Annotated in this window: 9 protein-coding genes; 3 read left to right on the top strand and 6 right to left on the bottom strand. The window is 44.3% G+C overall.

Features of this window, described 5'->3' with window-relative positions; genetic code table 11:
• Window positions 1-236: 236 nt before the first annotated feature.
• The 4 genes from H0262_RS02290 to H0262_RS02275 form a co-directional block, all read right to left on the bottom strand.
• A complete protein-coding gene (locus H0262_RS02290; RefSeq protein ID WP_181209547.1) occupies window positions 237-842 on the bottom strand; it encodes a DUF6338 family protein in 606 nt (201 codons plus the stop codon).
• A 73-nt stretch (window positions 843-915) separates the two neighbouring features.
• Window positions 916-2,991: an NAD-dependent DNA ligase LigA gene (ligA, locus tag H0262_RS02285; protein ID WP_181209546.1), complete on the bottom strand. Its 2,076-nt coding sequence runs from the start codon at window positions 2,989-2,991 to the stop codon at window positions 916-918.
• 179 nt (window positions 2,992-3,170) lie between these two features.
• Window positions 3,171-4,193 carry a cell division protein ZipA C-terminal FtsZ-binding domain-containing protein gene (locus tag H0262_RS02280; protein ID WP_149408849.1) on the bottom strand — a complete coding sequence of 341 codons (1,023 nt, stop codon included), beginning with the start codon at window positions 4,191-4,193 and terminating at the stop codon, window positions 3,171-3,173.
• Between the two features lie 188 nt (window positions 4,194-4,381).
• Window positions 4,382-8,329, bottom strand: a complete 3,948-nt coding sequence (locus tag H0262_RS02275) for an AAA family ATPase (protein ID WP_181209545.1) — start codon at window positions 8,327-8,329, stop codon at window positions 4,382-4,384.
• 139 nt (window positions 8,330-8,468) lie between these two features.
• Here H0262_RS02275 and H0262_RS02270 point away from each other — a divergent pair, with 139 nt between their 5' ends.
• Complete coding sequence (locus H0262_RS02270) at window positions 8,469-8,768, top strand: DUF4298 domain-containing protein (RefSeq protein WP_181209544.1); 300 nt, start codon at window positions 8,469-8,471, stop codon at window positions 8,766-8,768.
• Here the strand turns inward: H0262_RS02270 and H0262_RS02265 are convergent, their stop codons facing one another.
• Both H0262_RS02265 and H0262_RS02260 read right to left on the bottom strand, forming a co-directional pair.
• A complete protein-coding gene (locus H0262_RS02265; RefSeq protein WP_181209543.1) occupies window positions 8,769-9,710 on the bottom strand; it encodes an STM4504/CBY_0614 family protein in 942 nt (313 codons plus the stop codon). It abuts the gene before it with no gap.
• 46 nt (window positions 9,711-9,756) lie between these two features.
• Window positions 9,757-10,560 carry a sulfite exporter TauE/SafE family protein gene (locus tag H0262_RS02260; protein ID WP_181209606.1) on the bottom strand — a complete coding sequence of 268 codons (804 nt, stop codon included), beginning with the start codon at window positions 10,558-10,560 and terminating at the stop codon, window positions 9,757-9,759.
• A gap of 221 nt (window positions 10,561-10,781) precedes the next feature.
• Here H0262_RS02260 and H0262_RS02255 point away from each other — a divergent pair, with 221 nt between their 5' ends.
• Complete coding sequence (locus H0262_RS02255; RefSeq protein ID WP_181209542.1) at window positions 10,782-11,744, top strand: biotin--[acetyl-CoA-carboxylase] ligase; 963 nt, start codon at window positions 10,782-10,784, stop codon at window positions 11,742-11,744.
• A 37-nt stretch (window positions 11,745-11,781) separates the two neighbouring features.
• Window positions 11,782-12,510 carry a pantothenate kinase gene (locus H0262_RS02250; protein ID WP_181209541.1) on the top strand — a complete coding sequence of 243 codons (729 nt, stop codon included), beginning with the start codon at window positions 11,782-11,784 and terminating at the stop codon, window positions 12,508-12,510.
• The last annotated feature ends 58 nt before the right edge of the window (window positions 12,511-12,568 follow it).

Below are 12,568 nucleotides of genomic sequence, written 5' to 3'. Positions count from 1 at the left end.
TTACTAGGACAGTTGCTGTCATGTCTTATTACGTTGTGCTTCTACAGTGTAATTCTTATTAAATAGTGCGCATGTACTATTTAATATATTATCAACGCTTCTTAGGAGGATTTTTAGGCTTACTTTCAGATGTTGAAGGCCTATGCCCAGGTCTATGAGGCTCAGGTTTATAACCCTCATCACTCGGCTGATAACCCTTATCGATAATACGTTTAACAACTCGATCTTTGTTAATCTCAGTCGTCATTTAGTTCATCTCCACTATAATAGAATGATACAGACTCAGCATCTTTTAAGAAAATTATGATACCTGCACTTTGCTCTACAATCCTTTCGAAACCACCATCTGCATTTATAACCCATTCTTCATCTATATAAATTTGCTCTTCATGAGGGTAGCTTGACGAAAATGAATCAACTCCATAAGAGCCACCCAATTTTTTACCACTGTTCATATTAACTATTACCCAGCCAGTTTTCTTTTTGGCAAAGTAGTAATCCCATGGCTTTCCTATTGGATGTACAGCAAATTTCTGAAAATACTTAACCCCTCTTATCCATTTCCAGAAAAATGCCAAGCCAACAGGCGAAATGAACAATACTACGACAGCTAGTGCACCAAGAACAAAGAAACTACCTATATTCATGTAATATTTGTACGTGTAAAAACTAGGTACTATCCATAATGCATAATTTATTGAGCTATAAGAAACAGCATCAACTACCTGCTCAGAAAATTTAATGTTTGATGGATATAAAAAATTATAAGTTTTTATTGCAATAAACCCAGGCACAATAAACAAAATAAATATAATTAATTTATCAACTTCTAAAAAATTCATATTTATACGTCGCTCTATTTTATCAAACAAATGTCATTATAACTAAAACTTCTATAACATTTCATGTTTTATCCTACTCCCCAACCAACTTCAAAAACTCTTCCTCACCCACCACTTTCACGCCCAACTTCTCTGCCTTTGCCATCTTTGAGCCAGCTTTATCCCCTGCCAGCAGCGCGGTGGTTTTTGCCGAGATACCGCCTGAGACTTTTGCACCGAGTGCTTGCAGCTTAGCTTTGGCTTCATCACGCGCCATACTATCGAGCGCACCGGTGATGACCCATGTTTGCCCATCGAGCGGCAATCCTTCTGATGCGACTTGCTCAACCTTATCCCAGTGCACGCCAGCTTCAAGCAACGAATTAATCACTTCGATATTGTGCGGTGCGCGGAAGAATTTATAAGCAAGTTCAGCAGTGATCGCGCCGACATCAGGCGTTTGCAATAGCTTATCGATATCAGCAGCCATCAAGCTATCAAGGTCACCAAATTGCTGCGCTAAATTCTGCGCCGTCGTCTCACCGACACCGCGAATACCCAGCGCATAGATAAAGCGCGCGAGTGTCGTATGCTTACTGGCTTCGATAGCGCTGAGGATGTTTTGTACTGATTTTTCGCCCAGCTTCTCAAGCGTAATCAGCTCGTCTTGATGATTGTGCAACTGATAGATATCGGCAACGGTCTTGACCAAACCGTGCTCAAAAAAGCTAATCAGCCAACTTGCGCCTAAGCCATCGATATCCATCGCCCGACGCGAGACAAAGTGAATGAGCGCCTCGACCTGCTGCGCGGGACAAAATAGCCCACCGGTGCAACGCGCCAATGCTTCATCTTTGGGCAGCACCACTGGCGAGTCGCATACTGGGCAAGTCGATGGCAACTTAACGGGTTCAGAGTTTTCTGGACGCTGATCTGTCCAAACGCGGGTGACTTTAGGTATCACATCCCCTGCACGATGGACGCTGACCATATCGCCTGCACGCACATCCAATCGCTGAATCTCACCAAAGTTATGCAGCGTGACATTACTGACGGTGACGCCGCCGACTTTCACAGGTTCTAGTTTACCAACGGGCGTAATGGCACCGGTGCGTCCGACTTGCCACTCGATAGTATGCAAGCGTGTCATGACAGTTTCGGCAGGGAATTTATAAGCGGTTGCCCAGCGCGGCTCACGCGATAAAAAACCAAGCTGCTGCTGCAACGCCAAGCTATTGACCTTAATCACCATGCCATCAATCTCAAACGGCAGCTCGCCACGTGTCTCCTTTACCGATTCATAATAGGCTTGAGACTCGCGTGGATTTTGCACTACTTCGACCGCACTGACGGTAAAGCCAATGGTTTTTAGCCATGCAAGCGCTGCTGATTGGGTTTTGATATGCTCAGGTAACCCTTGATTGACAGAATAGCAATAAAACGCGAGCGGACGGCTGGCGGCAATGGCGGGATCAAGTTGTCTTAAACTTCCAGCGGCAGCATTGCGTGGATTGGCAAAAGTTTTATCACCCTTTTCTTCAGCAAGGCGGTTCAAACGCTCAAAACCTGCCTTTGGCATCAGCACCTCACCGCGCACTTCTAATAATGGAATCTCGCTTGCAGCCGCGAGCCAAAGTGGCAAATTGCGAATGGTTTTGGCATTTTGGGTAATATCCTCGCCCGTTTGTCCATCACCGCGTGTCACCGCTTGGACAAACTTACCATAAGCATATTTGAGCGATACCGCCAAGCCATCTAGCTTTAGCTCCATCTCGTATTCAGGGCTTTGCTGAGCCACGCTTAAGCGGTCATTAACACGGCGCATAAAATCACGCAAATCATCGTATTCAAAGACGTTGCCAAGCGACAGCATAGGAATATCATGAGTGACTTGCGTAAATGCCGATAGCGGCATATCGCCGACTTGATTGATTGGGCTGTCTGGCTGTACCAAATCGGGATACTGTTCTTCAAGCTCCAATAAAGAGCGACGCAACTGATCGTATTCGCTGTCTTCTAAGATGGGATTGTCGAGCACATAATAGGCATAATTGTGCTGCTTGAGGGCATCAATAAACGTGCGCATTTGAGCCACGATAGCATCTTCGTTTGCTGCAGATTTTGCAGTATTGATGTCTTTAGAGGTAAGCGGTGCGATAGGGTCAGTCATAGTCGGCGTCTTTTTTTTGCAATTCAAGATGTCGATATGATAACAAGTTTGCAAGATACTCGGATAAACTTTTAATGGAAATGAATGGTTTGCAAAAGTAAAAAGGCAAATAACGTCATCGCTATTTGCCTTTTTCAATACTGATACTATTTATCAATTTTAATCAACTTTGGTAGCGATCAACCTTCATAATCGCGCACTTGGTTGCGTAGCTGTTGCTTGTATTCAGGCGTGATTGGGTCGTTCTCTTCATCTAGCATCACAGCGTCCAAATCGCTTGCCATCATATAAGCGATGCTCATCATACTGTCGAAACTGCGCAGCGCTTGAGGATGCGGCAACGATAAGAAGACCACCACGCCGTTATAGTTATTGGTCGCCACGCTATGCGGATCAAAAGGCGCGATACCACTATCGGTGATGCCCATCATACTAAACCATAGCATACCGGTGCCGTCTTTTTGCTCATAGCGATGGAACATATTCATCGCGCCATAACGCAGACCATATTTATCGATCAATGCCAATAAATCACGACCGCGAATCAACGCTGCTGGACGGTCACGATATTGGTGCGGCAAGATGGTGATATTGATATTGTCTTTGGCATTGATAAGTGGTGCATTTTGCGTATCATCGACTGGCTCTGATAAATGCTGATCAAGTATCGGGCTATTATCATTGAAACTTGGCTCTTCTGCCGTATCAATAGATGGCATCAGGCTGTCGGTTGCCGATACCAAGCTTGAAAACGCATCAGGCTCTTGTTCGATATTCATTTGCTCAGCAGCAGAGGTAAATTCGCTATTATCGTTATGCTGCTCTGCCTGCCAGCGCGCATAATCTTCATCATTTACTTGGCTATAGCTATCGTTTACATCGCTACTAACATTATCGTATCCAGACATCAACTGTACATCGTCTTGCTGACGCGCTTGGCTCAAAGGTGCATCTTCAACGACTGCATTCAGATAACTGCGGTCAGGCGTGATACTGGTTTCGCCAGCGATCGTGTCATCTAAATCTGGCTGGTCGACGATATTGCGCTCATGACGCGGTATGATAGGAATACCGTTTTTATCATAATTGACCGCGGCAGCTTCTGCATTTTTGCGACGCTTAAAGCTACGCATGACCATAATTAGCCCGGCAAGCACAATCAATGCAGCAATGGCGATCAATATAAACTGAATAGCGGTCATGAGAAATAATCCTAATCTACGACAAGAGAGAATACATAAGAGGGAATAAATGGCAATAGTCTAGCATGGCTAATTAACATCGTCACCATATAGTCATCGTTTACCGTGAGGCTGACACACTTGCGTGACCTTCTGCCCTGACCCCTAACTATACCACTGACAATCGCTGTCAGTTATCACTATTTTTGCTATTCAGCAATATAAAGTGCTGCTTCATCGAGCGATACGCTGACCAAGGTAGAAATCCCTGCGCTTGGCATGGTAACACCTTTTAATTCATCAGCAATTTGCATGGTTAATTTATTATGACTAATAAAGATAAACTGCAAATCGTCTGCTAATTCATGAATGAGACTGGTAAAACGAGCGACATTAGCATCATCAAGCGGCGCATCAACCTCATCAAGCACGCAAAATGGTGCAGGATGCTGCTTAAATATCGCAAAAATTAAGCTCAGCGCTGTCAGGGTTTTTTCACCGCCTGATAACACGGCTAATCGACTATTACGCTTACCTTTTGGCTGTGCCATCAAAGTCAACCCTGCCCGCCACTGTTCTGATTTTGGCGCATTAGCAGGCATATCCTCAGTATTTAGCGTTAAGCTTGCTTGTCCGCCACCAAAGACTTTGGCAAATAAGCTGGCAAGCTCGTTATTGACCGCATCCAGTGTCTGCATAAATAGTGTCTTGGTCGTCTCGTCAATAGAGGCAATCGCTTCGGTCAACGTCTGCATACTGGCAGCAATGTCCGCTGTCTGCTGCGCCAGTGGCTCTAAACGTTCATTAACCTCAGCCAATTCTGCCACCGCGGCGAGATTAACTGCGCCAATTTTGCTTAATTGCTGCTCAAGCTTATTACGCTCAGATTCTAATTCTGCGATTTTGTCTGGACGCACACGGCGATCATGAGCGATAAAGTCTGCCAATAAGTTTGAGACACTCATCACTTGTTGCTGATGCTGTGGCTGCTGAGATATATCCGACTGCGCTTTATATTTATGACTCGCATTAGAGTACACATCTAGCGCTTCTTGCGTATGGCTGCTAGCATCCTCTAACCTCGCCGCGCTTAGTGCCAACTCGGTCGAGTGATGGGCAAGCGCGCTTTGCTGAGCTTGCAATGTATGTTGCAGGATATCTAGCTCGACCTGCTGCTGATTATACTCTTGCTTAAGTGCCGTTAATGCTGTCTCGCGCCCTGTTAATAACGTCTGCTGCTCATCACGCGCCGTTTGCACTGTTTGCAGGGCTGCTTGCAGGGCTGGCAGCTTATTTTGCTGCTGTTCATAATTTGTCTGTAAAATTTTCTCGCTTTGCAGTGACTTATCGTGTTGCTCGGTCACACGCCCAAGGCTGCTTACGCCATGTTCTACACGTATCTCGCTCTGCTGGATACGCAGCTGCAATGCTTGCCAATCATCATCGTCTGCCTGACGGGTGCGACTTAACTCACTGCGCTCAGCTTGTAATTGCTGCGTTGTCGCTCGAGCATCGGTGATTTGTGGCGTTAGCGCCGCTATTTCGCTTTGGATGTCCTGTAGCTCATTATTAAGCGTTTGTTGTTCTTGCTTAAGCTCTTGCTGCTCTTGCTCAAGGGCTATTTTATCAGCGCTTAAGCGTTGGCTATCTGCTTGTAGGCGCTCAGCATTAGCGCGTTGAGTGGTGAGCTGCTGCTGATATTTATGCTGGTCACGGGTCAATTGCTCAGCTTGCGCACGGGTTTCTTCTAAGCTGACCGTCAGTGCATCATAGTTACGCTGGTTATTAGCAATAGCCTTTCGCTGATTTTGGATTTTGGCTTCAAACTCATCAAGCAACTCTTCTAACACTTGCAGACGGCTGCGCTGCTGTAAACGCTGAGTTAAAAATTGACTATTGCTACCATTTTGCCCATTTTGCGCGCCAGCAAACTTGCTTAGATTAATCGTCCCCTGACGACTGATAAGCCAGCCATCAAGAGTTAGCAAAATGGCTGCTGGCGGCAATGCTTTTAAAATCTCAGCAAGCACTTCTAACGTTTGCTTATTATTTGTCTCAGGTTGCGCAATATATAAATAGCATTCCTGCCAAAGCGCTAAGTTCGGCGCGCTAATCAGCTCTGATAGAGGTAGTACTTTATCACTTAGAGTATCTGGCAATTTACTGATAAATGGTTTTGTATTTGCCTCATTTTGCTTTGTAGATAACCATAAGCTGTGACCGCTACCTATTGTCGATTTATCTTCATTAGTAATAAGCTGGTTTTGTGCCATTTGATAAATAAACAGACTATCCAAATCGTATTCAAGCGCTTGCCATAAACTTTTCGCTTCTTGAAAACCTCTGGTGTGTTGTTGATTAGATGCTGTATCAATCAATACATGACTATCCAACCACAACGCCAATACGCTATCGAGTAGTTGCGCATGTTGTTTGCCTTTCTCGCTTAGCTCAATCTGCTCGCGCAAGGTGGTAATGGCTAAGTCATTATAATTATTTAACACTTGATTTTCTAAGTCGGTTTTTACTACATCAGCAGTTTTTGCATGAACAAGCGGTTGCGATTTTGGAATAGGTTTAGGATGCAATATCTGGTGTAGGGTATCGTACTCACTTGCCAATACGGCATGACGCTTTTCAAATTCACTTAACTCGCGCTGCTGCGTGTTCAAACGCTGCTGTAAATCATGCGCTTGCGGTTGTAGCTCTGACAGACGTTCATCAACGCTATCTTGTTGACGCTCAATTTGTTGCAGCTGTTTATTTAGCTCAGTCACTTGCGTGTCTAATGTGTGCTGTAAATTGTTCGCCTCAGCTGGCTCTTGCTCGTCAGCACTATTATTTAGAGATACAGACTGTTGTAATTGCTGCCAGAGATTTTGCCAATTTTGCTGGCGGCGCTGCCACTTATCATGATTTTTCTGCTGCCGTTTTTGCGCTTGGTTATTAATGGCTTGCTGCTGTTCAAGCGAGCGCGCATTATCTTGCAGGCGTGACAGCTGATTTTGCGCGTCATGGTAGGCGCGCTGCAACGGTTGCTCGTTGCGTTTATGCGCTTCACGTCTATTCGTTAATTCAATAAGCTTCGGACGCAACTCTTGTAGCACCTTCTGCTGATCAACTTCATCAGATTTTAAGCGCTCAATTTCATCGACTGCTTGCTGACGCTGCTGCTCTAAACTGGCAAGTTGCTGCTCAATGGTGGTCAGCTGTGACTTTGCATCACTGAGCTGGTGCTCTGCTTGTTGGTAGCTTAGCTGCTGTTGATAATGGCTGCTTTGGGCATCGTCTTTGAGCCACTGCTCCTGATTGATATGGGCAGCAAGCTTATCTTGTTTAGCTTTTAGAGTCTCATAGTCGGCTTGTAAGGTTGCAACCTCAGTGGCACTACGCTCATGAGCGATTTTCTGCTGCTGCTGATTATGTTTGGCTTGATATAATTGTTGAATGGCAAGTTGTTGTTTAATATCAGCAAGCGTTAACGCCAGCTCTTCATAACGCTCAGCACTGGCTGCTTGTTTAGACAAGCGTTTTTGTTGGCTAATAAGCTCGCTTTGCATATCATGCAGACGTGCCAAATTATCTTTAGTTTTTTCTAACTTCTTTTGCGTCTCTTCACGGCGCGCTTGATAGCGCGAAACCCCTGCCGCTTCTTCGATAAATTCACGTAGCTGCAGTGGGCTAGATTCAACAATACGCCCAATCATACCCTGCTCGATGACAGCATAACTGCGCGCGCCAAGACCCGTACCCAAGAATACATCGACCACATCACGACGACGGCAGCGCGTGCCATTGATAAAATAATCTGAGCGCCCTTCTAAATTTACCTGACGGCGAACGGATAACTCTTGATATAAATTAAACTCATGGCGAATACCCGTCTGCTCATCTTGCGTATGCTCAAAAGTCAGCTCAACGCTGGCGGCACTTTTGGCGGCTTTATCTTGCGTACCAGCAAAGATAACGTCACTCATCGCCCCGCCGCGTAATTGCTTGGCAGAGGTCTCACCCAGCACCCAGCGAATGGCATCGATGACGTTGGATTTGCCGCAGCCATTTGGCCCGACAATGGCGGTGATGCCATGGCGGAAGGTAAAAGTGGTAGGATTGGCAAAGGATTTAAAGCCTGCCAGCTTGAGAGATTTTAGACGCATGAATAATCAGTAAATATGGCGAAAACAGGCGGCTATTCTACCTCAAATTGTGCTAAATTTTTAGGGTTTATGAGGGACGCTATAATATGGCTTAAAGTCAATATCATTAATTTAAACACTAAAAATCAAGAGAATTAAAATGACTAACTATAATCCGCAAGAATTGCAGCAAAAATATGAGCAATGGTGCGCACTATACCGCCAGCAGCTCAAAGCGCAACAGCAGTTTTTGCAAGCTGAAGCATTGCTAAACGAGTTGAAAGATTATTATCTTAATCCACAATGGATGGCGGATCGTGAAGCAGATCTGCCAATTGAATACTCAGGTAAAGAATACTCTATCTTTAGTGAAGATGCGCTGTGGAATATGCTCACTGACCATGATGAGCTGGCAAGAAAATGGATGCGTTTGGGGCTCGATGCGATTGATAGGAAGTAATCATTTCAAGCTTTCATCTGCTTTGATCAAAAATACAATGGTAGAGGCTGTCATGTGTAAAACATACTGAATAAGGTGTTCAGGAACTTCTATGTCATCATTACCTTTACCATGACCACTCAATTTGTTTCGAGGTGTACCTATACTTGAAGTAAGCATATTGCTTAATGAATTAAATTGATCTGTCCAAAACTTTGGTATCAATTCATTAGCTAAGCAACAATCAATAAGCTTCTTTGAAGCTGCATTGTTATCACATACCCAACTTCTCTTATGAATTATAATTTTCATTGTACTTTCAAAAGCTTTAAGACAATCTGTTAGAGCAGCATCGTAACGACTATGACGATAATGTTCGTGAGCTTTTAAAAATTCTTCTTGTGCACCTTTATACATTGGATTACTTAGTAGCTGTAAAGCTGGCTTAACAGCTTCAGCATGGATAAACTCAGAATCTACTCTAATGATTTGACCATTCTCGTATTGATAACCTATGCCATGTTCACGAAAACGTTGGTTCAATTCATTGATAGCTTCATCAACGTTTATAGAAACTTTATACCTATATTCTCTAGCGAAGCTTGAAATAATTTGCATCATCAACTCTATAACACTTAGAGCTTGCTCAATATTGTCTTCACTTAAAAAATAGTTAGAAATACTTTCAAAGTAGGTGATATAAATTTCATTATCACTGTCTTCTTCATTTAGTTTAAATACACCTATCTCTTTGCATAGACTCTTGTAGCATTTTTTCAAATGTTCACGATTTAAGCTACTAGGATTCCAATCACCGCCAGAATAGTCCTCTTCTATTGTTTCATCCCATAAGTGAACTATTTGAACTTTAAGCGCGCGTGGTAATTCATCGTATTGGTAAACGTTAGGATATTCACCTCGAAGCTTCTTCTGCCTTTTATGAAATAAATCAACAATAGCCATGTTAAACCCTCAATTCATTATTAATCAATATTTCGCTAAACCTAAATTAAATCAACCCAATCCCACTTAACAATAACTGCCCACCGGCAAATAACAATAATATGCCAAAAGCTCGCTTAAGCGTGAGCGCAGGCAATACATGGGCAAGTTTGGCACCGACCTTTGCCATCGCAAAGCTAGCAACGGAAATACATAAGAATCCTGTGATATGGACAAAGCCTATCGTACCTTCGGGCATATTAACCACATCTTGACCAAACCATGCAAACCCTGCTGCGCCAGCCAATGCAATAGGTAAACCACAAGCGGCAGACGTACCGACCGATTGCTTCATCGGTAGCCCTGCCCAGTTTAAAAATGGCACGGTCAAGCTACCGCCGCCAATACCAAAGATAGAGGACGCCATACCAATGCCCGTACCGGCGCTAAACTGTACACCAGCCGACGGTAATGGTTTGCCCAACTGCTCTTTATTGGAGAAGAACAACATCTTTAAAGCGACCAATAAAGCACCGACACCGATAATCGCTTGCAATACTTTGCCATCAATCATGTCCGCGATACCGGCACCAACCAGACTACCGATGACCAAGCCCAATGCCATCTTGCGCCATACTTCCCAACGTACACCGCCGCGTTTATTATGCGCAGTTAATGAGCTGATCGAAGTCACAACGATGGTCGCCAAGGAAGTGCCAATCGCCAAATGGGTCACCACTTCAGGAGGAAAATTATAAGCCGCAAAAATCCACACCAATGCTGGTACGATAATCATACCGCCACCGACGCCAAACAAGCCTGCGCTGACGCCAGCAAACGCCCCTGCAATCACAAACCATACATATAACATCATTGAATCAGCCTTTTATCATGCGTCTTTTTATTAGATTATTTTATCGTTGTATCTTTTTAGCACTTACTGATCATACGCTTAATTGCATTTGCCAAATCTCACATTGACCTTTATCCTATCTACTCTGTATTGAATATTTGTGACCATCGCTCAGTATATCAAAAATTTCCCTTGCCACATTTATCACCTTTGCTCTATTAACCAAAGCGAAAAAACGTATGCTGCCACTCGACTCTTTATCTGACTGCGACTCTAAGTCTCACCTGCTTACTCATTTGCCAGAGCTTAACCATCGGCACCTTTTTAGCAGCGTCTCGACCAACAGCGAGCTTATCATAGCGGTACAGGATGGCACGCTCAATGCCCATGATATGCATTTACTGACTGCCGAAACCCAAAGCGCAGGTCGTGGACAACACGGGCGCTCATGGCAATCACCACGTGGCAATGTTTATCTATCGTTATACTATCCAGTACATATGCCGATTAGCGGTTTATTGTCGTTAATAATCGGTATTGAGCTGGCAAAAATGCCTGTTATTCAAACATTAAATGCACAACTAGCTAACCAAGGTTTAACACCTATAGGGGTAAAATGGGCAAATGATTTGGGCTTTTACCACTCGTGCTCCAAAATAGAAGGAGCCGTATCTGACACGCAAATCACTCCATTTAGCAAACTTGCTGGTATATTAATTGAGCCCGTTACCCAAGCAGGCAAATTGGTCGGCGTGGTGATGGGTGTGGGACTAAACGTACAAGCGATACCCAAGCTTACTGCCCAAACCTGCGAAGGTATGAGCTACCAAGCCATCAGCTTACAAGATATCGAGCAGCTGCTAGCGCCAGATAAACCAGCAAGTACGCTGCCAAGTCTACGAGAGCTTTATCAACAAATGAGCAAAGCATTAGTGGCAGCAATGACACGCTTTGAGCATTTAGGGTTAGAAAAACCAACCGGTCAAACCTATAATTTAGACAGCTTTTTGCAGCAATTTGACTCAATGGATGCACTAGCAGGACGGCGCTTACGTATTACCCAAGAGCACAACGGTCAAACAGAGATACTCACTGGCTATGCTTGCGGTATTGATACACATGGATGTTTGCAATTACGCCAAGATAACGGTAATATTTCTGCGCTTTTTACCGGACGCATCGACGTTATTGATAACGCTTAAAGCATTTACTTAATGCGCTCTATCTAAAGGGAATTTTATGCTCTGGCTTGATCTCGGCAATACTCGCCTTAAATACTGGCTGACCGATGATATCGGACAGATAGTCTCGCATGATGCCAAGCAGCATTTGCAAGCACCTGCCGAATTACTCATGGGTTTGACCGACCGCTTTGAGCGTTATGCCCCTGACTTTATCGGTATTTCATCGGTGCTCGGTGATGATCTCAATATCAAAGTCTCAGAGACACTCAGTCGCCTTAATATTCCGTTTGAATTTGTCCACGTCGATGCCAATTATCCGCTGATGAAAAGCGCTTATAATGATGAGCAGCTCGGCTGTGACCGCTGGCTACAAATGCTCGGCGCGGTGGATAGAACCAAACGTCAATGTGTGATAGGTTGTGGTACAGCAGTGACCATTGATTTGATTGACCATGCTGAGCATTTGGGCGGTTATATCTTCCCTAGTATTTATCTTCAGCGCGAGTCGCTATTTTCTGGGACCAAGCAAATTACCATCTCTAACGGTACTTTTGATAATGTCAGCCAAGGTCTCACCACGCAAGACGCGGTACATCGCGGGATACTACTATCTATCGTCGGTGCTATTAACGAGATTAGCACACGTCATCCCAACTTTGAAGTGATCATGACTGGCGGTGATGCAGCTATTATCGCCCAACACGTCAACCGCCCAGTGCGCCTGCGTGATGATTTATTATTAAATGGCTTGGCGCGCTATTTTGATCATAGTAAACAGGCATGATGACTGAAAAAATTTTATAAGCTAGAAATTAAAAAAGCAGGACGCTTAAAACGTCCTG

Origin of the sequence: Psychrobacter sp. D2, from assembly GCF_013608135.1 — a bacterium.
Taxonomy (GTDB): domain Bacteria; phylum Pseudomonadota; class Gammaproteobacteria; order Pseudomonadales; family Moraxellaceae; genus Psychrobacter; species Psychrobacter cryohalolentis.
Note: the sequence above shows the minus strand (reverse complement) of the source record. Positions and strands in the feature narration are given on the sequence as shown.